Annotated in this window: 19 protein-coding genes; 3 read left to right on the top strand and 16 right to left on the bottom strand. The window is 51.5% G+C overall.

Annotated features, from left to right (window positions below; all coding sequences use genetic code 11):
• Positions 1-58 precede the first annotated feature (58 nt).
• Both GWC94_RS01035 and GWC94_RS01030 read right to left on the bottom strand, forming a co-directional pair.
• Positions 59-1,396, bottom strand: a complete 1,338-nt coding sequence (locus GWC94_RS01035) for a TldD/PmbA family protein (RefSeq protein WP_161833145.1) — start codon at positions 1,394-1,396, stop codon at positions 59-61.
• Between the two features lie 55 nt (positions 1,397-1,451).
• Positions 1,452-3,089: a TldD/PmbA family protein gene (locus GWC94_RS01030; protein ID WP_202628597.1), complete on the bottom strand. Its 1,638-nt coding sequence runs from the start codon at positions 3,087-3,089 to the stop codon at positions 1,452-1,454.
• A 173-nt stretch (positions 3,090-3,262) separates the two neighbouring features.
• On the opposite strand from GWC94_RS01030, the gene GWC94_RS01025 reads away from it, so the two are divergent.
• Positions 3,263-4,024: a LuxR C-terminal-related transcriptional regulator gene (locus tag GWC94_RS01025; protein WP_235918416.1), complete on the top strand. Its 762-nt coding sequence runs from the start codon at positions 3,263-3,265 to the stop codon at positions 4,022-4,024.
• 219 nt (positions 4,025-4,243) lie between these two features.
• On the opposite strand, the gene GWC94_RS01020 is transcribed toward GWC94_RS01025, so the two are convergent.
• From GWC94_RS01020 to GWC94_RS01000, 5 genes are read right to left on the bottom strand one after another with little or no spacing between them, the layout of a single operon-like run.
• Positions 4,244-5,932 carry a hypothetical protein gene (locus GWC94_RS01020; protein ID WP_161833144.1) on the bottom strand — a complete coding sequence of 563 codons (1,689 nt, stop codon included), beginning with the start codon at positions 5,930-5,932 and terminating at the stop codon, positions 4,244-4,246.
• A 19-nt stretch (positions 5,933-5,951) separates the two neighbouring features.
• Positions 5,952-8,051: a DUF4175 domain-containing protein gene (locus tag GWC94_RS01015; RefSeq protein WP_161833143.1), complete on the bottom strand. Its 2,100-nt coding sequence runs from the start codon at positions 8,049-8,051 to the stop codon at positions 5,952-5,954.
• 13 nt (positions 8,052-8,064) lie between these two features.
• The gene (locus tag GWC94_RS01010; RefSeq protein WP_161833142.1) at positions 8,065-9,339 is read right to left on the bottom strand and encodes a BatA domain-containing protein; all 1,275 of its coding nucleotides are present in this window, start codon (positions 9,337-9,339) and stop codon (positions 8,065-8,067) included.
• 10 nt (positions 9,340-9,349) lie between these two features.
• Positions 9,350-10,237: a DUF58 domain-containing protein gene (locus tag GWC94_RS01005; RefSeq protein WP_202628596.1), complete on the bottom strand. Its 888-nt coding sequence runs from the start codon at positions 10,235-10,237 to the stop codon at positions 9,350-9,352.
• Positions 10,238-10,296: 59 nt separating this feature from the next.
• Positions 10,297-11,298, bottom strand: coding sequence for an AAA family ATPase (locus GWC94_RS01000; protein ID WP_202628595.1), 1,002 nt, complete (start codon positions 11,296-11,298; stop codon positions 10,297-10,299).
• Between the two features lie 149 nt (positions 11,299-11,447).
• On the opposite strand from GWC94_RS01000, the gene GWC94_RS00995 reads away from it, so the two are divergent.
• The gene (locus GWC94_RS00995) at positions 11,448-12,110 is read left to right on the top strand and encodes a DUF4159 domain-containing protein (RefSeq protein WP_202628594.1); all 663 of its coding nucleotides are present in this window, start codon (positions 11,448-11,450) and stop codon (positions 12,108-12,110) included.
• Positions 12,111-12,140: 30 nt separating this feature from the next.
• Here GWC94_RS00995 and GWC94_RS00990 read toward each other — a convergent pair whose 3' ends face one another.
• Positions 12,141-13,193, bottom strand: coding sequence for an AI-2E family transporter (locus GWC94_RS00990; RefSeq protein ID WP_161833141.1), 1,053 nt, complete (start codon positions 13,191-13,193; stop codon positions 12,141-12,143).
• A gap of 56 nt (positions 13,194-13,249) precedes the next feature.
• Between GWC94_RS00990 and GWC94_RS00985 the strand changes: the two genes are divergently transcribed.
• Positions 13,250-14,260 (top strand): metal-dependent hydrolase, encoded by a 1,011-nt coding sequence (locus tag GWC94_RS00985; RefSeq protein WP_161833140.1) that lies wholly within the window; start codon positions 13,250-13,252, stop codon positions 14,258-14,260.
• Positions 14,261-14,617: 357 nt separating this feature from the next.
• Here the strand turns inward: GWC94_RS00985 and thrC are convergent, their stop codons facing one another.
• The 8 genes from thrC to ilvD form a co-directional block, all read right to left on the bottom strand.
• A complete protein-coding gene (gene thrC, locus GWC94_RS00980) occupies positions 14,618-15,913 on the bottom strand; it encodes a threonine synthase (RefSeq protein ID WP_161833139.1) in 1,296 nt (431 codons plus the stop codon).
• Between the two features lie 34 nt (positions 15,914-15,947).
• Complete coding sequence (locus GWC94_RS00975; protein ID WP_235918415.1) at positions 15,948-16,886, bottom strand: homoserine kinase; 939 nt, start codon at positions 16,884-16,886, stop codon at positions 15,948-15,950.
• A gap of 66 nt (positions 16,887-16,952) precedes the next feature.
• The gene (gene thrA, locus GWC94_RS00970) at positions 16,953-19,394 is read right to left on the bottom strand and encodes a bifunctional aspartate kinase/homoserine dehydrogenase I (RefSeq protein ID WP_161833137.1); all 2,442 of its coding nucleotides are present in this window, start codon (positions 19,392-19,394) and stop codon (positions 16,953-16,955) included.
• A 238-nt stretch (positions 19,395-19,632) separates the two neighbouring features.
• Positions 19,633-20,991 (bottom strand): threonine ammonia-lyase, encoded by a 1,359-nt coding sequence (gene ilvA / locus GWC94_RS00965; protein WP_235918414.1) that lies wholly within the window; start codon positions 20,989-20,991, stop codon positions 19,633-19,635.
• 56 nt (positions 20,992-21,047) lie between these two features.
• Entirely contained in the window at positions 21,048-22,106 is a 1,059-nt protein-coding gene (gene ilvC / locus GWC94_RS00960; protein ID WP_161833136.1) for a ketol-acid reductoisomerase, read from the bottom strand.
• A gap of 77 nt (positions 22,107-22,183) precedes the next feature.
• Positions 22,184-22,771, bottom strand: coding sequence for an acetolactate synthase small subunit (gene ilvN, locus GWC94_RS00955; protein WP_161833135.1), 588 nt, complete (start codon positions 22,769-22,771; stop codon positions 22,184-22,186).
• Between the two features lie 5 nt (positions 22,772-22,776).
• Entirely contained in the window at positions 22,777-24,513 is a 1,737-nt protein-coding gene (gene ilvB / locus GWC94_RS00950; protein ID WP_161833134.1) for a biosynthetic-type acetolactate synthase large subunit, read from the bottom strand.
• Between the two features lie 92 nt (positions 24,514-24,605).
• Complete coding sequence (ilvD, locus tag GWC94_RS00945; RefSeq protein WP_161833133.1) at positions 24,606-26,291, bottom strand: dihydroxy-acid dehydratase; 1,686 nt, start codon at positions 26,289-26,291, stop codon at positions 24,606-24,608.
• Between the last annotated feature and the right edge of the window lie 15 nt (positions 26,292-26,306).

Raw genomic sequence — 26,306 nt, 5'->3', positions numbered from 1 at the left:
GCGAAATTAAAAAGCCGTCGGGCTGGAACCCAACGGCTTTGGCAATCGGTAAAAAAATTTAAACGGCGTCCGACAGAGAAGTGAAGGTAAAGTCGCGGATACGCATGGCTGGTATCAGCAGGCTTCGTCCCGATTCTGTTCCGATCGTACGTTCCTGTCTGCCGAGTGCATCCACATTGTTGAGCATGATCACCGGGCTTTCGTTGAAACGCATGTTCTTGATCGGGTATTTGATCTGGCCGTTCTCGATGTAATACGTTCCGTCGCGTGTCAGTCCTGTGAGCAGCATGCTCTGTGCATCCACCAGGCGTATATACCAGAAACGCGATACGAGGATACCTTTTTCGGTTCCTTTGATCAGGTCTTCGAGCGAGGCATTGGTTCCGTCCATGATGATGTTCGAAGGGCCCGGCACTGCAGCCACATTTTTGCGCTGCGCCCAGTAACGGGAATAGCCCAGGTTCTTCACCACGCCTTTTTCCACCCAATGCATTTTGTTTACGGGCTGTCCCTCGCCTGTCCAGGTAGATCCCGGCAGATCCGGATGGAACGGATCGGAATAGATGTTTACTTTTTCATCGAACAGCTGCTCGCCCAAACGGTTGGCGCCGCCGGGTTTGCTCATATAGTTACGGCCTTCATCCGCGCTGCGCGCATCAAAACCGCCGAACATGTTTTCCATGATATAAGCTGCGGCCAATGGCTCCAGGATCACGGTGTATTTGCCGGGTTCTATCGCTTTGGCGCCAACAGAACCATTTGCTTTGGATGCAGCCACTTTGGTGGCAGCCAGCGTATCCATTTTGTTTACATCATTAAATCCTTTTGCCGCATAGCCCGAACCTGTTCCGTCTGCGTTGCGCGTGGTAACGGAGAAGTTTACGTTCGTGCTTTTATCATAGGCATACAGTCCTTTCGAGTTCATCATGGCCGAGAACCCCGATGTGTTGACCAAAAAGCCTGCTGCTTCCAGTTTGGCCTCTTTTGCGGCTTTGATGCTTTGTCCTACCATCTCGGCGCGTTTTTCGGGCGTAAGAGCGGCGGTGCTGTTGATGAACTGTGCCGGATTGTCTTTGATATCCTGCGGGCCCAGTGCCGGCATGCGCTCGGGGTTGTCGGGTGCCAGTCTGGCCAGCTCTTCGGCGCGGCGTACCACTTTTTCCAGCGAGGCATCATCAAATTCGTTGATGGATGCGCTGGCTGTTTTTTTACCGTATGTGGAGCTTACAAACAGGCTGAGTGTGCTTACATCGCCTGCGGTGGATACGGCATTCAATGCATAACGGATATTGCCCTGCTCGGAGCCGCTGAGTCTTGCCTCGCATTCTTCGGCTTTGGAGAACGCCATCACTTTCGCAAGCAGCGCCTTGGCTTCTTCTTTCGTGAGTATTGCCATTGTATTTGATTAGGTGTTTTGAAATGTTTTGTTCCTGTCCGGCTTCTGCCGTTTATTAAATTTTCCTCGCTGTATTGATCACGTTCACGCCGTCGAAACGGGTGGTGGAACTGCCGTGTGATACCGCATTCGACTGGCCGGGCTGTCCCTTGCCATCGTTGAATGCACCGCCCAGGCGGTAATCTTTTTCATCGGCGATGGCAGTGCAGGAATTCCAGAACTCGCGTGTATTTGCCTGGTAGGCCACGTCTTTCAGCATACCCGCGATCCTGCCGTTTTTGATCTCGTAGAAGGTTTGTCCGCCAAACTGGAAATTATACCGCTGCTGGTCGATGGAGAAAGAACCGTCGCCGATGATATAAATGCCTTTTTCCGTGTTTTTGATCATATCATCCACGCTGAGCGGTGTTTTGCCCGCCTGCAAAGAGATATTAGGCATACGCTGAAACTGTACATCGTTCCAGCTCTGTGCATAGCAGCAGCCATGCGACTCCTTCATGCCCAGGATATGCGCCTGGTCGCGGATGGCCTGGAAGTTAACAAGTACGCCATCTTTGATAATATCCCATGTTTTGGTTGCCACGCCCTCATCATCATATCCCACCGCACCAAGTGAGCCGGTCTGCTTTTTGTCTGCCACAATGTTCACCAGCTTGCTGCCGAACTGGAAGTTCTTGCTGTGCAGCTTGTCGAGTGTGAGGAAGCTGGTGCCCGCGTAGTTGGCTTCGTAACCGAGTACGCGGTCGAGCTCTGTGGGGTGTGCCACAGACTCGTGTATGGTGAGCCAGAGATGCGATGGATCGAGGATCAGGTCGTATTTACCCGGTTCTACGGATTTTGCGCTGATCTTCTGCGTTACTTCCGCGGTGGCGTTTTTCATATCCTCCATCAGGTCGTAACGGTTCTTGTAACGTGTTACCACGCCGCCCACTTTATCGGCATCGGTGGCAGACAGGTATTCATAACCCATGCCTACGGGCGAGCTCAGCGCCTTACGTGTTTCGAATTTACCGCTGTTGCGGTCCACTTTGGTTACATTAAAGCTCGGGAACAGGCGGTGGATATCCTGGTCGATATAGGAACCATCTGTGGAGGCAAAATATTTCTGCTCGTTGATGGCCAGTATCTGCGAGTTCACAAAATTGGCGCCGCCTGCCATAGCAAGCGCGTTTGCCGCCAGCAGCAGGTCTACTTTTTCCTTGATCGGCACTTCAAACGCGTTGGTAACGATCGGTGTTTTCCAGCTCACTTCGCCGTAACCTTTCTGCGGCGCCAGCTGTACGGGCTGGGTCATGATCCTGGCATTGGCCTTGGCAACCGCCACCGCTCTTTCCGCGGTTTTGGCAATGGCTTCTTTTGTCACTTCGTTGGAAGCGGCAAAACCCCAGCTGCCATTGGCGATCACGCGTATGCCTACTCCATAGGATTCACCATTGGCGATATTCTGAACGCGGTTCTCGCGGGTAATGATGAACTGGTTCAGGTAACGGCCAATACGTACGTCGGCATAACTGGCGCCTTTGGCTTTGGCGGCGGTTAGAGCCACATCGGCAAGCTGTTTTTTAAAGGCCGCATCCGGACCGGGGTTCAGCAATTCGGCGGCATCCACCGAACGGCCAAAAAGGGAGAAATCGGGCAGGAACATAGCGCCCGCTCCCATGGCAGTCATTTGTAAAAAGTCTTTCCGTTTCAAATTACCTCCTGTTTTGGTTGGGTTCGTAATATATTGAACCCGCTTTGTTTAAAGAAATTTTTACCCGGTTTTATGGACGAATGGGTGAATGGAAAACAGGCATCGCCGGGAGCTCACCATCCGGCGTTTGGCGCGGTACCGATTTTATATTATCATTACAGGAAACCCGGTTTATGATCCAATACGCTTCTGATCTGATTTCGATAGATTATATAGAATCGCAGAAGCTGATCATGCCCAGGTGGACAGGTAAGGAAATGACGGCAGAGACATTCATTGGTGAAATGAAGCAGTATATTCACTTACTGGGAAAAGCCAACCCAAAACGCGCTTTATGGGATCATACGGATTTTCATTTCAACATACCTCCTGCGCTGCATGGCTGGATAGACGAGCAGGTAAACGAACCGGGTAACCGGGCAGGCATGCACAAACTGGCATTCGTACTCGGCAGTGATGTAATGGCGCAGCTGTCAACGATGGATGTATTTGAGGAAGGAAAGTTTGCTTTTTATCCCCGCTATTTTGGCAGCGCCCATAAGGCGATGGAATGGATAACAGCCAAAGAAGAAACGAATACGCTGCCTTTCAGCAAGGAAATCAATTTACTGATCGATCATAAGCTGGGGGATGAATCTGCCACGATCAGACTGGAAGTGGATCTTGAACAGCTGCCTTTTTATTTAAAACGGCTGCGGAACCTGCTGCATCCCAAAAATCTTTCGCATGAAAGCTACCGGCGGTTTATGCAGCTGACCCTCCGCGAGCGGGAGATACTGGTTAAGATCACCGGCGGTTACAGCAGTAAACAGATCGCGGATGAATTATTTCTCTCCCAGCACACCGTGCTTACGCACCGGCGCAATATTCTCCGCAAGCTTGACTGCAGGAATATGGCGGAACTGGTAGGGTACAAGGTGTTTTTCGACCTGTAACTGCGGCCTTCCCCCGGTAAGCGAGGGCATATAAAGCAGGTATGACAGGATAATAATAGAAAATACCTTCCTGGGCTGCATATTCCGGCGCAGCCGCATACCCCACATACTTTCCTTCTTTTTCACAATAAATTCGGTTAAAATACAGAACGCGAACTTACACCATACGCAGAGGGTGGCAAATACCCACTAGTAGGTATATTGTTTCCGACGGGTGCTTCAGGAAAGGAATTTACGCTCCGCCCATAAAAAGCCTGCCGCCAGCAGGAACAGACCGATTAGCCAACACGGGTTAAACGGCCGGGGCGTATACGGCAACGCTTCCTTACCCCACCGGGTCTGCCGGCTGATCCATTCCTTTGTAGCGGTAATATGCCGGTATGCCCGCACCATGGGCCAGTCGCTCTTACCGAAGACATATACCTCAGCTGCCGCCTGTCCGCTGCCGATACGCTGCCATCCCTCGTGCAGGGGCCAGAAATCGCCATGCAGCAGATAGGGCACACGGGTATCCCTGGCGGTATGTACGCGAATGCCCTCATCCGTCACCAATAAACCGGTATCGGCATTGCCGGCAGCGACAACGGTAACCGGCACAGACCCGCCCAGGCGGTAAAAACCCTGCGGTATCGTTATAAGACCCGATGGCGTTTGCTTTCTTGCAAGCTGTTCGAGCAGATAGGTCCAGTAAGCGGCATAGGCAGCCGGCTGACCCGCGAGCTGCCAGTTAAAAGTGTTTGCAAGGGTACTGACCGTTATACGACCCGTTCCATATAAAGCGGATGCAGCGAGCAAATGGCCTTCCTTATCGCCGATCAGCTGCTGCAGCTGGTCTTGGGGCTGGATGGAGAGAAACTGGTTAAGGGAAACTGCGGGCAGCGAGTCTGATGTCTGGGTAAGTACAGCAACCAGCTGTTGCTGCCTGGGTACCACAGACCGGAAACGGAACCCCTTTGAATAAAACGCTTTTTCCGTAAACGCCGTGTCCGTGCGTAGCAGTAACCCGAGCCCTTTGTCGCCGACCTGTTGTCTGACGGCGGCTTTTTCATCGGAGGCAATATTATTCAGTGCCGCTTCGTCGGCAAGCAATACGTCAAAACTATCCAGCAGGGAGACAGAGAGTTTAGAGAGCGGGAATGCGTTCCTGTTGATAAAGGACTGCTGGTATTTGTTTTTGCTGGTGGCGGTACGCACCACGGCGGTAAAACCGTTTTCGCCAAGCCAGCGCTGCAGAAAGCGGTATTCGAAATCGGGCGAAGACGCCAGTACGAGTACCCGTATCCTGCCGGGTTCCGTTACCAGGAAGGGAACGGGGTTGTTTTCGATAAGCTCCTTCCCGTTTTTTAACTGCAGGTGAAATACAGCGCGACCTGCATGCTTCACCGCCGATCGCAACCGGAAATCGATCTCTTTTCCTGCGGGAATACGGATGCTGTCCTGTAGGGCTGCATAGCCTTCGAGTGCCAGCTGCATCTCTTTCCCCGTTCGGTTAAAGCAATGACCCTGCACCTGCAAAGACCCGCCCGGCGCCAGCTGCTGCTGCCAGCCCGCCGAACGGATACCGGCTTTGGGTTCTTCGTAAATATGACCGGTGATCTCGGGCTTCAGGTATTGCAACTGTGCTTCCGAGAGTCCGTAGCCTGTTACCAGCCATTTCCTCACCGAGGTATCGCCCGAAGCCAGGTAGGTTTCGTAGGTGTATTGCCTGGTTGCTGAACTGCTTGTGTCTTTGGCACCTTCTGTTACCATAAGACCCACAACGCCTGTTACCGTTTTCCGGGGCAGGCCCATGCCCAGCAAGGCAAGAGAGACCGATGCCATTGTGATCGCGAAGATGCGCATCCCTACATAACTCCTGTTTGGCCTGCGCCATTCCAGCCAGGCAAACAACAGCCAGACCGTTGTCATTGCTGCTATTACCGCTGTTTCATGGCCGTTCATAGGATCGTTGCTGTTGTAAATGTTGAAAATAATCCCGCCCTGCCTGCTGCATCGATGTTCCGGGGTGATAGGGTGCGGGCAATCCTGCACCGGTCAGTTGCTGCAATGCTTTTTGCGTTTGCAGAACATCCGTTTTTGCGGCCGGCTGTTTTTTTGCCGCGGCATCCTGTATCCGCCTGACCGATGCGAGCGCGGTCAGGTAGGTGGAGGGCGCCGAAGCCGCCGCATTGCTGATGTATCGGTAGGCCATATTCATCGATGGCGGAAAAAGCGCCTGTCCCGACAACCGCATCTTTTCCAGTTCGGCCATGGCGAGTCTTAACTGCCGGGTATCTTCCGCGGGCAGGGTCAGCGTTTTCTGCCAGAGCGGTTCCTGTATCTTACTGAGATCGGCGGTGAGCCGTTTTTCCGGTTTCAGCGGAGTGGTTCGGGTGCTTGTCTTGGCAACATATACCCGGTCTTTCTGCTGCAGCTCTTTCAGCAAACGCAATGCCTTGTATTCATAAGGCAGTGCTTCCCGCGGTTTGTACAAACGAAGGTTCAGCTCTGCATTCCACATTTCTGCCAGCGTGGCTTTCAGCTGCGCCTTTGTTTCGGCGGAGAAAAATGTGGCGTCTTCGGCAATATCGTGTTTGTGCGAGAAGGCGTCGAGTATCTTTTCTGCATTGCCAAAATCCGCCGCCTCGTTGCCGCCGCCTTCGTGGTCGTGGTCATCGGCAGCTGCCCCGTCCAGGTTATTTTCTTCGCCCAGGAATTTACCATACCGCATCCGCAGCAGTTTCTGGTCGATACCGAGGTTATTGCTTCGCTCCCGGAAACGTTCCGTACTGATCGTATCCCTGTCGCGAAGCAGCTGTTCGGTTTCAATGATGATCTGCCGCTGGCTGCGGAAGAAATCGGGTTTTACGCTCATGCCGATCTGCAGACCGCTCAGGCTCATCAGCTGCGCGGTATCCGCCAGCGTGATCAATGATATATCTGAACGCTTTTCGTGCCCGGCATTGTCTCTGGCGAGGATATAAAAATAAAGTTCGTCACCGGGTATCATTTTCAACGCCGCAAGATCGATCGTTCTTTCCAGTGCGTACTGTCTGGCATGAGCGGCAAACGATACGGGAAAACGCAGCTGCTCTTCACGGAATTTCACTCCTTCCCCGCTGCCGCTGGCAATGGTTGCCATAATCCAGGCTTCCTGTACGCCATAATCATCCGTTACCGTTGCACGCAAACCGGTGCGCAATGGCATGCCAAAATCGATTACCGTGCCGGCCCTGGGCTGGTGTACGGTGATGGAAGGCGATTCATCGGGCACCATATCGATGCGATACAGTTCCGACAACAGCGAATCCGCTGCCAGCTGGTAAAAACCTGTTCGGGTAATCTGTTTTTCCAGTTTCCAATACCTGTGTGCCGTATCGGGCTGAAGTGGCAGTTTTACCGAGTCGTTGAATACAAAATACAGGTTTGCTGCCCGGTAATTGGTTTGCACCGTCCAGTAAACCCCGCTGTTTTCTTCCACCGTCAGGCCAAACTGTTTCTGTTCCCTGGCGGCGTTTCCTGTATACACGGGCGGAAGAATGCGCACCCGCACAGAAGATACGCCCTGCGGATGCTTTTCAGGTAAGGAAGCCGTGTCTTTGCTGTTTCCGCCTATATTGTTTTTCAGCGGCGTAAAACAAACCAGCAGAACCAGCAGCACCGAAACACCTAATGCCGCGAGTGATTTTTTCAACGGCGATAACCATGGCTTCGGCATATCGATCGTCTGCAGAACGGCGGTAATTCTCTGCAACTGCAGGCCAGGCAATACGCCGGTTGGTGGATTCAGCAGCAGGATGCAGCTTTCTTCCAGTGCAGGTTCTGTTTTATCAAGGTAACGCGCCACATCGTTTGCACCGATACGCCAGGAGCGGTTTAGAAAAAGAAAAACGATGTACACAAGGGGAATGAAAACGACCAGCCAGAAAAGTGATACCTGCCATAACCGCCACAACAGCACACCCAAAGGCATGGAGATGCCGATGGCCCATAGGCTTCCCGCCAGCAGTATCCTGCGTTTCCATCGGATGCCGATGCGATGGAGCATATAGGCGGGATGATCAGGCTGCATCCTTTTTCCGTTTATATGATGAGAGCCAGCGCTCGGCTGCAAAACAGGCAACCAGTAACCACCAGGCGAAACCGCTTACCGGCATTTCTTTTCCCGCGATCGTTTTGGTATGATTAGCGAGCGGTGCAAACACCAGCTGGCTGGCATCTACCTGCTGTGGGGTGGCGTTTGTGTGTTCCGGCTGCAGCAAACGGCTGATCAGTTCGGGAAAAGAAGCATCCCAGACCAGTCCGTTCCAGCCCGGATCAAAGCGGGTATACAGCAGCAGTTGCCTGTTCATTGCATCAAAATCAAGGATTGTGTTTCCGTAGGCGTCGGTCCATAGGGGTTTATGCGGATTATTTTGCGACAGAACACGCCGGTAGATCAGCAGGGGGTTGGTCATACCCGAAACCCGGTTAATGACCAGCGGACTGTTTTCCGAAACCGTCTTTCCTGCTGCATACCTGATATAGAGCGCCCCGGTATCCCGGTAGGCCGGCTCTTCCTCCGACAGCCAGATCACCAGGTCCTGCCCACCGCTGGTCACCGGTTCGGTAGTCTGGTGCACCACCAGGTTTTGCTTCAGCACAGAGCGGATGGTCTCCAGCGCAGCACCCAGGTACCTGGCATCTTCGCGGTGCCGGTTATCGTAATACAAACTGATGTGCAGGGGTAAGGAATCGGAACGCGCCCTTGTATACAGGTCCGGTGCCGGATCTGTTTTCCAGGTTACCGCGATATCCAGCGCCGGTTTTTCACCTGTAAAACCGGCTATACCGCCTGGCGTATACACATATACCGGCCAGCCCGCGGGCAGCACCCCGTTCAGCTGTGCTATCCTTTGCCAGTAAGAAACATCGCTGCCCGAGGCATCCTGCACCTGCTGTGATACCGAAGCCTCATCGAAAGGGAAATTGAAATGATGAAATGTATAGCCTTCGTTCAGCAGGGAATCTATTTCGTGCCGGAAAGAGGGATATACGGTCGCTACGGATTCGCGCGGTACCAACACCCAACCTTTTCCTATCTGCGCCGGTGACCGCCGCCATACCGGCTGCGAAAGAAACAGGGCCAGCAGTAATACCAGAAGGCAGCGCAGCAACAGCAGCAGCCATTCGGTGATCCTGATCTGTCTTGCTTTTTTCTGAACCGACTCGGTGATCAGCGAAAGACTGCCCACTTTCAGGCGTTTGCCTTTGCGGATGTTCCACAGGTGTATCGCCAATGGTATCGCCATCGCGGTTGCCGTATACATCCATATCGGTTGCAGTAATTGCAGCATGTTGTCGGTCTCAGGCTTTGGTCCTGTTTCTTTGTTTGAGGAAATCACGCAGCAACTGGTCAACAGGTTCGTCCATCACCACCAGGCGGTAAGCAATATTTCTGTCGAGCATGGCCATGCGTGCTGCAGACAGCCATTCCTGCAGCCTGGCATCATATTCTTTCCGCAACTGGTTTGCATTGATATCCATCACCGCGCCTGTTTCGAGGTCTTCCAGCGTGGCATATCCTTCGTAGCGGAGCTGCATTTCGTTGGCACCCATGATATGCAGCACCATGACCTCATGTTTGAGTGTTGAAAAAGTATCGAGCAAACGATATATCTCATCCGATTCCTGGTACAGATCGGTTACCACCATCACCAGTTCCCTGCGGTTACTGCCTGCCAGTATTTCCTTGAAATGAACCGGGTTGGTCATTTTTCCGCCGGGCGCAACCTGTTCCAGCTGGTGGTATAACCGCCACATATGCTGGTGGTCATTGCGGGAAGGAAGTGCATACAACCCGTTTTCCCCGCATACATACATTCCCACGGAATCGCCCTGCAGGTGCGCCAGCCATGCCAGTGATGCAATGATATACCGCGCATAATCGATCTTACTGATGCCGTCGTCTTCATGCAGCATCGATGCGCTTGCATCCATCACAAAACGAACGGAAACACTTGTCTCGATTTCCGATTCGCGGATATAATACCTGTCGGAACGCGCGTACATTTTCCAGTCCATCCAGCGCAGGTCGTCGCCGGCCTGGTAGCTCCGGTACTGGCTGAACTCGAGGCCCGGCCCCTTCACCTTGCTCTTGTTGATACCTGCCATAAACCCATCGATCGTTGTCCGCGCGGCCAGTGCCAGGTTGCGGATGGCGATCAGGTTTTTTGGATGAAGCAGATGAGACAAGGGAAATGATTAATCGTTAATAAAAAATAACCCGAACAGTTTTCAATTACAAAGTCCGCCTATCCCAGGATCGTTGCGGGACGTTTTATTTCTTTCAGGAGCATTTCGGTTACCTGATCGGAGCTGATGTTTTCCGCATCTGCCTTGAAATTCATCAGTACGCGGTGACGCAGCACCGGGTATGCCATCGCGGCGATGTCTTCCGTCAGCACTGCATAACGTCCTTTGCAAAGCGCTCTTGCCTTAGCTGTGAGAATTAGGCTTTGCCCTGCTCTGGGGCCCGCGCCCCAGCGAACCCATTCCTTTACAAAAGTCACCTGGGTATCGTCGGGCCTGGTGGCGCGAACAATATCACCGGCATACTGTACCAGGTCGTGGTTAATGGTTACCTCTCTTACCAGTTGCTGCATCTGCTGTATCTCTGCGGCGGTGAGTATGGGCCGGATGGTTGCTTTTTTTGTACCGGTTGTATTGCTCAGCACCTGTATCTCTTCCTCCCGGGAAGGATAGGCGATCTTTACATATAAAAGAAACCTGTCGAGCTGCGCTTCCGGCAGGGGATAGGTTCCCGCCTGCTCGATGGGGTTTTGTGTGGCGAGGATAAAGAAGGGCCTGTCGAGCGGGTAGGTCTGGCCCGCATAAGTCACTTCAAATTCCTGCATCGCCTCCAGCAGGGCCGATTGTGTTTTGGGAGGCGTGCGGTTGATCTCGTCCGCCAGGATGATATTGGCAAACAAAGGCCCCTTGTTGAATTTAAAGAAACGTTTGCCGGTGGTATGGTCTTCTTCGAGTATTTCCGTTCCTACAATATCGGTGGGCATCAGATCGGGCGTAAACTGTATACGCCGGAATTGCAGTGCCAGCGCCTGCGAAAGCGTGCGCACCATCAGTGTTTTTGCCAGACCGGGTACGCCTTCGAGCAAACAATGTCCGCCAGCCAGTAATGCCACAATGATCTCATCCAGCACTTCATCCTGTCCTACGATCACTTTTTGAATTTCCTTTTTCAGCTCCGGCAGTTTAGCCAACAGATCCGTTACCGTTTTTGCAGTACTGTCCAATGCAACGATTTTTGAAGTAATTGAATAATTGTTCCCTGAAGGCAGGCGGCGACCGATATTGATCCGTCCATCATCGAACCGTTGGAAATTAGAAAAAAAATGCGATAATTGAGGGTATGGCAACCGGTCGTTGCGGATAAAAAGGATAAATGGCTGAAGAAAGAATGATACCAGTTAAAAACAAGGCGCCCGACCGGTCGAAATTTACCTTTATGCGGCTTCGTTACCGCTCGGGCGATTGGGACACCGACCAGCGTATGCCCTCCAATGTGCTCAATTCCCTCATCGAATACACCACCATTCCCGTAGCCATGCAGGAGAAAGTGGCGGATCTTTCCAGCGCGGAGGTATTCCGTTATCCGTTTGCCTATTTAAGCGGCCATAAACTGGTACAGTTCGATTTTCAGGAAGCCGCGAATTTTAAAAAATATGTGCAGAACGGCGGTTTTGTTTTTGTGGACGATTGCAACCATGATATAGACGGGTTGTTTGCAAAATCTTTCGAGGCGCAGATGAACGCATTGTTCGGCAGCGGCGCTATGAAAAAGATCCCGAACACACACGATATCTATCATTCCTTTTTCCGGTTTGAAAAAGGGCCGCCCAACACCGGTTTTGAACTGAATGGCTGGGGCGACGACCTGATCCATGACTACCTGAAGGCGATCGAGATCAACGGCCGTATCGGTGTATTGTACAGTAACAAGGACTATGGTTGCGAATGGGACTACGATTTCCGCAACAAACGATTTCTATCCGAAGACAATACCAAATTCGCTGTTAACATCATCCTGTACGCGATGGGATTATGAACTGGCGGTATTAAAAACAATCCATAGCTGTCAGTCCTTATCACCGGTGGGGTGATGCGTCTGCGCGCCAAATCCGCCGAATTCGTTGTTGTAGATACGGATCATGAGCATGAAATAGCTGATCAGCAAAGGGCCGAAAATAAAACCCCAGAACCCGAACAGCTGCAACCCCACGATTACGCCCAGCACGGTGATCAGGGGATGCACATCGCCTATCTTTCTTAATAAAGTGATGCGTGCCAGGTAATCTACATTGCCTGTAACAATAAGGCTGTACAGCAGTAAACCTGTGCCGTTGAAGGAGCTGCCGGTGGAATACACATAAACCACCAGGGGCACCCAGATGATCATGGTTCCCACCAGGGGAAAGAAGGCAAACAGACCGGTGATAAATCCCCACAACACAAAATCCTTTACACCGAAGATCCAGTAGCCGATCATCGCAAATACGCCCTGGATCAGCGAGATCAGCGGTATACCCAGTGCGTTGGCGCGGATCATGTTTTTTGTTTCACCGGCCAGTATATGCACGTTCCTGCTTTGTAAGGGGATAAAACCTTCCAGCTTTTTTTCCATTACCTGGTGATTGGTGAACATGAAATAAGCGATGAACAGCATCAGCGCCAGGTTACTCAGAATGGTGAGCGTGCTGTTGAGTAAGGTAGGGATGTATGCCGTGAGTTTTTTCTGGATATTGACAATATTGGCATCGGACAGCAGCTCCTGGCCTGTCCATTTATGTATCTGGGCCGAAATGGATTTCAGGCTTTGCATGATCGCTTCCTGGTTGTTAAAGAGCGACTGAACACGCGGAGACAGGATATCGACCGCTATCCATACAGGCAGGCCGATGCATAACAGGAACAGTAAAATAAACAACAGGGCGCTGGCGCCCCGCTTCCATTTTCTTTTTGTGGTAAGATAGATATACCGTTCGCGGCTGATGATATACAGCGTGATCGCCCCGAGAAATGCCGGGATAAACTCCGACAGCTCGATCAGCAGCACCAATGCCAGTCCCAGCAGGATGAGCAAAAGGATTACCTGTCGTATCTTGTTGTTAAAAACATGTTCTACGGGCATGGTTTTTTGGGATTTGACAGAGTGAAAATAAAACAAAACTCCCTTAGCGCATAACCATGGACTCCATTACCCATATTGCCCTGGGCGCCTGTATCGGGGAAGCTTTTTTTGAAAAAGGGTTTGGCAAAAAAGCGATGATCTGGGGAGCGCTGGCCCAAAGCATTCCCGATATCGATTTCCTGGCGGCGTTCTGGCTCGATCCCTCCGCCAACCTGCTTGCACACAGGGGTATCACGCATTCCCTGTTATTTGCCGCGGTGATGATACCGGCATTTGCCTTTACCGCCGATCATGTACACCGCCCGCACGATATCTCTTTCCGAAAATGGCTGTTGTTTTTTGCAACAGAAATACTGGTGCATCTTTTCCTGGACGGGTACAACAATTACGGTGTGGGCTGGTTTGAGCCTTTCAGTGATATACGCTTCTCGCTCAACGCCATTTATGTGGCCGATGCATTTTTCTCGCTATGGGCGGGTATTGCCTTTGTTGTGCTGGCTGTGCTGAACCGGTTCCATCGTCACCGCAGGTTCTGGTGGCGGTTCGGGGTATTTCTGCCGGCAGCTTACCTGCTGCTCTGCAGCTACAACAAATTCAGGATCGACCAGGAAGCCAGGGAGATATTCGCCCTGCAGAAAATTCCGCACGAGCGGTATTTTACCACGCCCGCTCCCTTACAGAACTGGCTATGGTATGTTGTGGCGGGTGACGACAGCGGGTATTACGTGGGGTTTCGCTCGGTACTGGATCAGAAAAAAGAAATACGGTTCAATTATTTCCCCAGGAACGATTCCATGCTCAACCCCCTGATGCTGCGGGAAGATGTACAGCACCTCGTAAAATTTTCGCAGCAGTTCTATACTGTGGAGAAATGGAACGATACCCTTGTTTTCAACGATCTCCGTTTCGGGCAGATCATCGGCTGGGACGATCCCAAAGCCCGTTTTGTATTTCATTATTTCTTACAACCCGCCACCCGCGATCTCGCGTTTATGCAGAAAGGCAGACTGGAAGGATGGAACCGCGAGGTATTGCGTAAATACTGGCACCGCATCTTCGGCAACTAACTCCGTGCAACCTCTGTGCCCCTGTCATCCGTAGCGATAGCATGTTTGCCGCGCGGCTAATTTTTTTTACACAGAGGTCGGAGAAAAATCTCTGTGCAACTCCGTATCTCCGTGGCTCTGTGTTGAAAAAAATCCCGACCATCGGGTTATTGAAACCGGGAGGTAAATGAGACACAGTTTCAAAACAGAGGCACAGGGGCACGGAGGTACACAGAGGGATACGAAAAACAAGTTTTACTATCACCGCGCATAGCTGAAGCCAAGACCCCGATGGCCTGCATAAACCAACCTATCCTAATGGCACCTTTAACAAAAGATATTTGGTTAAACAAAGAACTTAGAATGCACAAAGGGGGATCAGGAAAACAGGAACTCTTTCAGTGCGGAGAACTCGGGGTTTATGCGTATGCTTTTCTTTTCGCGGCCAAATAACTCCCGTGCTGAATCGGGTACGGGAATTTGGGCGCCTGTTGCGGCTTCCACTGTTTCGGGGAATTTAACCGGGTGGGCCGTTTCCAGTATCAGTCCTTTTTCCAACGGGTTATTTTCCTGGTATTCCTGCAGGGCATGGTAGGCCACGGCGCCATGCGGGTCAAGTGTATACCCTGTGGCGCGGTATACTTTTGCAATCGTTTCTTTTGTTTGCGCATCGCTTACCGAATATCCCTTTATTTTCTGCGCAACAAGGTGGTGATCGTTTTGAAACAGCTGCAGTATGCGTACAAAATTACTGGGGCTTCCTACATCCATCGCGTTGGAGAGGGTGGCTACCGCTTTTTTTGCCGCATACCGGCCGGTATTCAGGTAATCAACCACCGCATCGTTTGCATTGCAGGCTGCGATGAACTGCTTTACCGGCAAACCGCTGCAATGTGCCAGTAAGCCTGCACAAAGATTTCCGAAATTACCGCTGGGTACGGAGATCACGGGCGGGTGATCCTTGTCCTTCCATTGCCGCCAGGCAAAGAGATAGTACAACTGCTGTGGCAGCCAGCGCGCCACGTTAATGGAATTGGCCGATGTCAGCTTCCGGTGCGTCATCAGGGATGCATCCATGAACGCGTCTTTCACCATCGCCTGGCAGTCGTCAAAACTTCCGTCCACTTCAAGCGCGGTAATATTCTGACCGCAGGTGGTTAGCTGCAGCTCCTGTACGGGACTTACTTTTCCCGAAGGATACAGTATCACCACATCCACGCCGTCCACACCCAAAAATCCATTTGCCACGGCGCCGCCTGTATCGCCTGAAGTGGCCACCAGTACCGTTGTTTTCTTATCCGTGTCTCTGGAAAAATAGCCCAGGCAACGGCTCATAAACCTGGCGCCCACATCCTTGAAGGCAAGTGTGGGCCCATGAAACAATTCAAGCGATGCAATGCTGCCCGTAATATCCACCAGCGGAAAAGGAAAGCCGATGGTTTCAGAAACGATACGCAGCAGGTCTTCCTCCGGGATCGTATTGCCCGTATATGGCCGCATAACACGGAATGCGATCTCCGCCGGGGAAAGCGATTCGATATGGAAGATAAAGTCTTTTTCGAACACCGGTATGGATTGCGGGAAATACAAACCTTTGTCGGGCGCCTGTCCCTGCAAAGTGGCATCCCTGAAATCAACTACCGGCGACTGTTGGTGTAAACTGAAATAATTCATGTTGGATTCAATAACAATGGAGAATAGGCATTCGTCAGTCGTTCATGACCTCAATGCCCGAAGGATGAATGGTGGTAACATAGGTATGGTGCGGCAAAGACAGACGGTCGTATACACATTTCATTTCCTGTTCTACCTGTTTTGCCGTAACGGCATCTTTGCTCAGCATGCATATCGAAGGGCCTGAGCCCGAGATACCACCGCCGAGCGCACCTGCTTCCCTGCATTTTCTTTTCACTTCGTCAAAACCCGGTATCAGTATGCTGCGAACGGGTTCGATCAGCACGTCCTCCAGCGATCTGCCGATCAGGTCGTGGTCGTTTTGCAGCAGTCCGGCCACCAGTCCGGCGATATTACCCCATTGCCTGATCGCATCCTTTAACTGTACCTGCTGCTTCAGTATGCTGCGCGCATCGGCGGTGCGCACTTCAATCTGCGGGTGAACAATGGTAACGAACAGCTCGGGTGATGCGATCGGAATGATATCCAGCGGATGTATCGAACGTATCAGCGTAACGCCGCCATAAATACAGGGTGCTATATTATCGGCATGCTTTACGCCCGACGCAAGTTTTTCTCCGTGCATGGCAAAACGGACCAGGTCTTTTTTGTCGAACAGGTTTCCGAACAAATGGTTCGCTGCCACCACAGCACCCGCTGCGCTTGCCGCGCTGGAACCTACGCCGCTGCCGGGCTTGATGTGCTTTCTTATCCTCAGGGTCAGACCTGCCTCTATTTCCACTTCTTCCAGCATGGCCAGCAGTGCTGCGCCGGCCACATTTTTCTGAGGGTCTGCAGGCAGTCCGAAATCATCTTCGTTAACGATGCTGATACCCGGCGTATCCGAAAAGCAGATCCGCATTTCGTCGTAAGGTTCCCTTACTGCAAAACCCAGCACATCGAACCCGCAAACCATATTGGCAACGGTAGCCGGACTGCGTACGGAAACGGTTTTATTATGTGGAGATACCATGGCTTGATTTGTTAACATTGTTTTTAGCTCGTATAGAAAACCCAAACACTGCGCATTTTTATCATCCTATCCCGCCACCCTGATAATATCCGCAAATACACCCGATGCCGTTACATCGGCGCCGGCGCCGGCGCCTTTGATCACCAGCGGCTGTTCGGGATAGCGGTCTGTGTAGAACAAAACCAGGTTGTCTTTTCCATACAGGTGGTAAAAATCTGAGTCGCCTGGAATATGCTTCAGCCCAACAGATGCATGGCCGTTCTCGTATGAGGCAACAAATTTCAGTTTGCAGTTCTCCGCCGCAGCCGAATCGTACAGGGCCCTGAAATGTTTTTCCTGCCGCCCCATTTCTGCGTAGAAGTCCTCCACGCTGCCTGCAAAACAAGACTGCGGCAGAAAATATTCGTTGTGGATATCCTCCATTTCCAGCTGCTGGCCGGCTTCCCTGGCAAGGATCATGATCTTGCGCATCACATCGGTGCCGCCCAGGTCAAGCCGCGGATCCGGTTCGGTATAGCCTTCATCCTGCGCCTGCCGAACCACTTCGGCAAATGGCCGTTTGCCATCGTAATGATTGAATACAAAATTGAGCGTGCCCGATAACACCGCCTGTATCCTGTTTACTTTATCGCCGCTCCGCAACAGGTCGTTCAGGGTGCCGATCACCGGCAGACCCGCGCCCACATTGGTTTCGAAAAAGAAAGAAGCGTTGTATTCTCTCGCCAGCGATTTCAGCTGTTTGTACGAGGCATACGACGAGGAGCAGGCTATCTTGTTACATGCCACCACGGAAACGCTTTTCTCCAGCAGTTTTCCGTATACCGATGCCACTTCGGCATTGGCGGTGACATCTACAAATACGCTGTTACGAAGATTTTTACGGATGATCTGCTGTACAAAATCATGGATATTACCCTCTCCTGAAGTTTTTAACTGCTCTTTCCAGTTAGCCAGATCGATGCCTTCTTCCTCGCAAAGTATCCTGCGGCTGTTGGCGATACCGATCACACGCAGCTGCAGCCTCAGTTCGTTTTGCAGGAACGATGCCTGCTTGGCTATCTGTGCCAGTAATTTGCCGCCTACATTTCCGGCGCCCGCAATAAATACGTTCAGCTGCTTGTAGGTTGTTTCAAAAAACACTTCGTGTAATACGTTGATCGCTTTACGCACATCGGGGAAAGAGATCACCGCCGATATATTCTTCTCCGAAGAGCCCTGCGCTATCGCCCGTACATTGATACCGTTACGGCCCAGCGCACCGAACATTTTACCGCTGATGCCGGGATGGCTTTTCATCTGTTCGCCCACCAGCGCCAGGATCGACAAACCCAGCTCCACTTTCAGGGGATCCAGCTGGGCGTTCTTTATCTCGTAGTCAAATGCGCCGTCAACGGCCTGTTTGGCTTTATAGGTGTCTGCTTCGTTGATCGCAACACAGATAGAGTGTTCGGACGAACTTTGGGTGATCAGGATTACGTTCACATTTTCATTGGCCAGCGCTTCAAACAGGCGTTTCGAAAAACCGGGTATCCCGATCATGCCGCTTCCTTCCAGGCTTAGCAGGCTTACCGCGTTGATGCTGGAAATGCCACGGATGATGCCATCCGATGCGGTGGTTTTGTTTTCTATCAGCGTACCGTAGGCGGCGGGCTCGAAGGTATTCTTCACCCATACCGGTATATTCCTGTTCATCACAGGCTGGATGGTGGGCGGATAAATGATCTTTGCACCAAAATGCGAGAGCTCCATTGCCTCCTGGTAAGAGATCTGTGCAATGGGTCTTGCATTCTGAACCAGTCGCGGGTCTGCCGTCATCATCCCGCTTACATCCGTCCATATTTCCAGTGCCGATGCCTGTACCGCCGCGGCATATATGGCGCCTGTATAGTCTGAGCCACCGCGACCCAGCGTGGTGGTATTGCCATGTGCATCGCTTGCAATAAACCCGGGCGCTATATACAGCCGGTGCCTGTGCTGCGAAAGGTATTCACTGATTCTTTTTTCTGTGGCCTGGTGATCCACCGATGCATTGCCATACCGTTCGTTGGTAACGATCAGCTTTCGCGAATCAAGCCAGTGCTGGTTGGTCTGCAGCGACTGAAAAGTGGCGGATATGATGAGCGAAGACAGCAGCTCTCCATAGCTTACGATCCTGTCTTTTGTTCTTGCCGACAGTTCTCCGAGAAGGAAAACACCGTCGCAGATATTATCCAGTTCGTTGAACTGTTGTTTTACCAGGCTGAGTGTGGCGCTCTGGTGCTGTATCGGTAACAGTTCGCGAACTGTATCAAGATGCCGCAGCTCCATTTCTTTGAGAGATGGTTTGTAAGACTCATCGGCATGCGATGCCAGCTCGCCGGTTTTCAGTAACAGGTCGGTTACGCCGCTTAGGGCAGAAACCACCAGGATCACCGGTTCTTTATCGACCAGTTCCTTAACGATCGATACTACTTTTTGTATGTTGGCCGCGTTCGCAACGGAACTGCCGCCGAATTTTACTACCTGCATGTTGTGTTAATGTGAATAAAGAAAAGAGAGACCCTTTGTCGGAAAACAGCTGTGAAGCCCAGACGATGATATGAAAATGTATAACCCTTTACAGGGTTGTTGTAGATGTAATCGTAATAATAGCAGCCGCAAACAGGGAGACTGTTTGGGTAGAAATACGGTTGTATGACTGCTGCTGTATCATTGTCTACCGTGAAGATAGGGAATTAAATCTAACAACGAAATATATTTTCTCTGTTTATACAAGGTATCCGAACAGGTTATCATCCTGTCTTAATTCCGTAAAGTTGATCTGGTACCGCTGCATGTTCGCCAGCAGCTTTTCATAATCGCATTTGGATTTCAGTTCAATACCCACCAGTGCCGGACCTGTTTCCTTGTTGTGCTTCTGCATGTATTCAAAACGGGTGATATCGTCGTCGGGACCGAGCACATGGTTCACAAATTCCTTCAATGCCCCCGGGCGCTGTGCAAAACGTACCAGGAAGTAATGTTTCAGTCCCTCATACTGCAGCGAACGCTCTTTGATTTCCTGCATGCGATCGATATCATTGTTGCTGCCGCTGACAATGCAAACCACATTCTTTCCCCTGATCTCTTCTGCATAATCGTCCAGTGCGGCTATCGACAGGGCCCCGGCGGGTTCCACCACGATCGCGTTTTCATTATACAGTTTCAGGATCGTAGAACATACTTTCCCCTCGGGAACAAGGTGCATATCGTCCAATACTTCCTTACAGATACTGAATGTAAGATCGCCCACGCGCTGTACTGCAGCCCCGTCCACAAAACGTTCTATCTGTCCGAGTGTTATGGGGGCGCCGTTTTCGATGGCGCGTTTCATGGAAGGTGCGCCCTCGGGTTCCAGACCGATGATCTTTGTTTTTGGGGAAAAGGTCTTGAAATACGTGCCCACCCCCGAACACAGTCCGCCTCCGCCGACGGGAACAAACAGGTAGTCGATATCCGGCTGATCCTCCAGTATCTCTATGCCTACGGTTGCCTGTCCTTCAATGATCCTGATATCTTCAAATGGCGGGATAAATGTCATGCCGTGTTCCGCGGTAAAATGCTTCGCGGCAACCGCGCAGTCGTCAAAAGTATCGCCTACCAGTTTTACTTCTACGTTACCATCCCCGAACATTTTTGTCTGGTTCACTTTCTGGTTCGGAGTAATGATCGGCATGAATACCACACCTTTCACATCCAGTTTTTTACAGCTATAGGCAAACCCCTGTGCATGGTTACCGGCGCTGGCGCATACCACCCCTTTTTTCAGCTGCGCCTGCGGCAAACTGTTCATCATATTGTAGGCCCCGCGCAGTTTATAGGAGCGCACCACCTGAAGATCTTCTCTTTTCAGGTAAACATTGCACTGGTACCTGCGTGAGAGGCTGAGACTGAACGTAAGCGGTGTACGCGTGGCAACGTTCTTAAGCCGCAATACGGCCGATTGAAAATCGAGCTGCGGAACCGGTAGGGTGTACTGTTTTTGCATTTTGTTGTCTGCGGTTTCAGGTACTCTGCGGGCAGGGTAACCGGCGATGGTGCCCATCCACAGACTTCCTGCCGACAGGAAGAGAGAAAAGAAGGCCATAGGTTTTGACACCCGTATCGCCTTCTTTTCCGGTGGATTTGCTTATGGGTTTATGCTCAGGAGGCAGCCTGCTGGTTTTCGGGACGCAGGCCTCTTACCGTTTTGCCTGCCTGCCACATTTCGCTTTCGCGGAGTTCTTTCAGTTCTTCTTCCAGCTTCTCGCGGTAATCTGTTTTGCTGTTGCTTTCGATAGATTTACCGGCTTCCTTGCCTGCCGCCACGCTTTCATACAATTCGGTGAATACGGGCAAAGTGGCGTCGCGGAATTTTTTCCACCAGTCAAGTGCACCGCGCTGCGCGGTAGTGGAACAGTTTGCATACATCCAGTCCATACCATTCTCAGCCACCAGCGGCATCAGTGACTGCGTAAGTTCTTCAACGGTTTCATTGAATGCTTCCGAAGGCGAATGCCCTTTGGAGCGCAGCACCTGGTACTGAGCCGCAAAAATTCCCTGTATCGCTCCCATCAGCGTACCGCGTTCGCCGGTAAGATCGCTGTACACTTCTTTTTTGAAATCGGTTTCGAACAGGTATCCGCTGCCGATGGCGATGCCCAGTGCCACCACTCTTTCATATGCACGGCCCGTGGCATCCTGGAAGATGGCGTAGCTGCTGTTCAGACCGCGGCCCTGCAGGAACATCCTGCGCAGCGAGGTACCCGAACCTTTCGGTGCCACCAGAAACACATCCACATCCGCAGGAGGTATGATGCCTGTCTGGTCGTTATACGTAACACCAAAGCCGTGGGAGAAATACAGCGCCTTGCCCGGCGTAAGGTGTTTTTTTACCGTGGGCCACATAGCTATCTGGGCAGCGTCGCTGAGCAGGTAACAGATGATCGTTCCTTTCTCGAGCGCTTCTTCGATTTCAAAGAGTGTCTGCCCCGGTACAAAACCATCTTTCACGGCCTTATCCCAGCTTTTGGAATTTTTACGCTGACCAACGATTACGTTGACACCATTTTCTTTCTGGTTCAATGCCTGGCCGGGTCCCTGTACGCCGTAGCCGATCACCGCCACTACTTCGTTCTTCAGAACTTCCTGCGCTTTTGCCAGGGGAAACTCATCGCGAGTCACAACATTCTCTTCCACTCCGCCGAAATTTAATTTTGCCATGATTAGGTCTTTTTTGTTTGTTGATTACTTGTTTATTGATTGCCAATTTGTTGATTGCCGATTGTTACCGACCTTTCTCACATCGTAAACACTTCGTCCTGTTTGTTCAGGAATTCATTCTCCACCACTTCCTGGCCGGGTTCTGTTTCTTCGAATTCCTTGAGTTTTTCGTGGAAGCCTTTGCTGTTTTTGATGATGGCCACGCGTGCGCTTCTCACAAATTCTATCAGTCCGTACGGCGCCAGCACATTCACGAGTTTATCTGTTTCTTCCCTGTGGCCGCTGGTTTCGAAAATGGTATAGTCTTTTCTGATCACAACAGCCCGGGCGCCGTACTCACGAAGCAGGCGTTCCACTTTTACTTTCTCGGCAATCACGTCTGTGGGCACTTTATACAATGCCAGTTCCTGCCATACGATTTCCTCGCCGTTATTATAGTACACTTTCAGTACCTCAACCTGTTTTTCTATCTGGCGCGCCAGTTTGCGCACCACTTCCTCGGTCTCTTCGATCACGATGGTGAGGCGGTGTATGCCTTCTATTTCGGAAGGCGATGTTCCGAGGCTCTCTATATTGATCTTTCTTCTCGAAAAAATCGTGGCCACACGAACCAGCAGGCCGATATGGTTTTCCGCGTAAACGGTTATGGTGAATTCCTGTTTCATGCTGTTTATTTTAAACGTATTTCGCTTACACTGCATCCCTGTGGCACCATCGGGAAAACATTGTTCTCTTTTCCCACCATTACTTCGAGCAGGTAAGAGCCTTTGTGTTCCAGCATAGTCTGCAATGACTGTCTGAGGTTTTTCCGATCGGTTACTTTGTTTCCGTCAATACCATATCCTTTGGCAACCTGTACATAATCCGGGCTGGTAATATCCACGAAAGAATAACGCTTATCGTGGAACAATTGCTGCCACTGCCGCACCATACCCAGGAATTCGTTGTTTAGGATCAATATTTTCACATCGAGATCCGTCTGCATAATGGTTCCCAGTTCCTGTATCGTCATCTGTACGCCCCCATCGCCGATGATGGCTACCACCGTTCTGTCCATGGCCCCGAATTTGGCGCCTATCGCAGCGGGCAGCGCAAAGCCCATCGTACCCAAACCACCCGATGTGATATTGCTTCTTGTCTGGTTGAATTTGGCATACCGGCAGGCCACCATCTGGTGCTGGCCCACATCGGTGACAATGATCGCATCGCCGCCGGTGAGTTCATTCAGGTTACGCAATACCTCGCCCATGGTCATCTTCTCCGTAGACGGATGCAATTCTTCAAACACCACTTCCTTGTTCTCTTCCTGCTCGTAGGCGCGGAATTTCTCCACCCATTTTGGGTACACCCTTTCCTCAACCAGTTTGGTCAGCATAGGCAGTGTTTCTTTACAGTCGCCCCAAACGCCAACGGTTGCTTTTACATTCTTGTCTATTTCTGCGGGATCGATATCAAGATGAATGACTTTCGCCTGCTTTGCATATTTATCGAGCCTGCCGGTAACACGGTCATCGAAGCGCATACCGATGGCGATCAGTACATCGCATTCATTCGTCATCACATTGGGTCCGTAGTTGCCATGCATACCAAGCATACCCACATTCAGCGGGTGATCGGTTGGCAAGGCACTCAATCCGAGTATTGTCCAGGCCGCCGGGATACCTGATTTTTCCACAAATGCGCGGAATTCTTTTTCCGCCTTACCCAGTATCACACCCTGACCGAATACAATGAACGGTTTTTCCGCCGCATTGATCAGCCTGGCCGCTTCTTCCACATATTCTTTGCGGACGATCGGTTTGGGGCGATAGCTGCGCACATGGCAGCTCTTTTCATATCCCTTGTACGCAAACTTCTGCAGCTGCGCATTCTTGGTGATATCGATCAGCACCGGCCCCGGTCTGCCGCTGCGCGCGATATAAAATGCTTTGGCCAGCACGGCAGGTATCTCCGTTGCATCGGTTACCTGGTAATTCCACTTGGTAACAGGCGTGGTGATATTGATTACATCTGTCTCCTGGAACGCATCCGTGCCGAGCAGGTGTGCAAACACCTGACCGGTGATGGCAACCAATGGCGTACTGTCGATCATGGCATCTGCCAGTCCCGTTACCAGGTTGGTGGCACCGGGTCCGCTGGTGGCAAACACAACGCCTACCTTACCCGACGACCTGGCATATCCCTGCGCTGCATGAATGCCTCCCTGCTCATGACGGACCAGGATGTGTTTCAGCTTCTCGTGGTAGTCATACAAAGCATCATAGATAGGCATGATGGCACCGCCGGGATAACCGAAAATGGTATCCACACTCTCGGCTATCAATGCTTCCAGCACAGCCTGCGAACCCGACAGTTCTGTTGTTGCTTTAGCGGCTGCAGCGGGTTTGATGTCTTCAACTGTATTCATAGCTTTTTTAATTTGAAAATTTGAGTATTTGAAAATTTGAAAATGGCTGCTTTTTATCGGGCTGATGATATGACCATTTTCAAATTTTCAAATCAGTTTTCATCTGTCACGCATCCTTCTGATGCGGGACGTACCAGTTTTGCGTATTTATATAAAACACCTGATGTTGCTTTCAGAGAAGGCTGTTTCCATTCCTTTTTACGTCTGGCGATCTCTTCATCGGGCACTTTCAGCGTAAGGCTGTTTTTCACTGCGTCTATCTCTATGATATCGTCGTCTTTTACCAGACCTATCAGGCCGCCGTCAAATGCTTCGGGGGTGATATGTCCCACCACGAATCCATGTGTGCCGCCGCTGAACCTGCCGTCGGTGATCAGCGCCACCGATTTACCCAGTCCGGCCCCAATAATCGCGCCGGTTGGTTTCAGCATTTCGGGCATACCGGGCGCGCCTTTGGGACCGATATTGCGGATCACCACCACATCACGGGCATGCACGCGGCCGCTTGCCAGTCCGGCAATGAGCTCATGCTCCCCGTCGAATACGCGGGCCGTTCCTTCAAAACGCTCGCCTTCTTTACCGCTGATCTTGGCAACACTGCCACCCTCGGCAAGATTGCCGTAGAGTATCTGCAAGTGACCGGTTGCTTTCAATGGTTTTTCCAGCGGATAGATGATATCCTGCTTTGTAAAATCCAGCACCGGGGCATTGGCCAGGTTCTCGGCAACGGTTTTTCCCGTTACGGTAAGACAATCGCCGTGCAGCATACCCTTGCTCAGTAAATACCTCATCACCGCGGGTACGCCGCCATGCGCGTGCAGGTCTTCCATCAGGTATTTACCGCTTGGCTTGAAATCGGCCAGTACGGGCACTTTGTCGCTGACAGCCTGAAAATCATCCTGCGTAAGCTGTACGCCTACGGCTTTGGCCATGGCGATCAGGTGCAGTACGGCATTGGTGCTTCCGCCCAGTACCATGATCACCGTAATGGCGTTCTCGAACGCCTTACGCGTCATGATGTCTTTGGGTTTGATATCTTTTTCGAGCAATAACCTGATCGCTTTGCCAACCTCCGCGCATTCTTTCTGTTTTTCCTCGCTCATCGCAGGATTGGAAGAGGAATAAGGCAGGCTCATACCCAGCGCTTCAATCGCACTTGCCATGGTATTGGCCGTATACATACCGCCGCATGCGCCGGCGCCAGGACAGGCGTGACGAACGATGCCTTTAAAATCGCTTTCATCGAGCGTGCCGGCTATTTTCTGTCCCAATGCTTCGAAGGCAGAAACCAGGTTCAGGTCCTGCCCTTTGTAATGCCCCGGCGCAATGGTTCCGCCGTATAACATGATCGACGGGCGGTTCAGCCTGGCCATGGCCATGATCGATCCGGGCATATTTTTATCACAGCCGGGGATCGTGATCAGCGCATCATAATATTGTGCACCAGCATTTGTTTCGATACTGTCGGCAATCACATCGCGGCTCACCAGGCTGTAGCGCATGCCATCCGTTCCCATACTGATACCATCGCTTACACCAATGGTATGAAAACGAAGACCGATCAGTCCCTCCACTCCGTTCACGCTGGCGCGTGCTGTAGTGGCCAGGTCGTTGAGGTGCATGTTACAGGGGTTGCCGTCCCATCCCATACTGGCAATGCCTACCTGTGCCTTCTGAAAATCTTCGTCTTTAAAACCGATCGCGTAAAGCATCGCCTGCGCGCCCGGCTGCGTCACATCCTGTGTGATCGTTTTGCTGTATTTGTTTAACTCTGCCATCTTTTTCTGTTACCC

The sequence above is a fragment of the Sediminibacterium soli genome, from assembly GCF_009939225.1.
In the GTDB taxonomy this organism is placed as follows: domain Bacteria; phylum Bacteroidota; class Bacteroidia; order Chitinophagales; family Chitinophagaceae; genus Sediminibacterium; species Sediminibacterium soli.
Note: the sequence above shows the minus strand (reverse complement) of the source record. Positions and strands in the feature narration are given on the sequence as shown.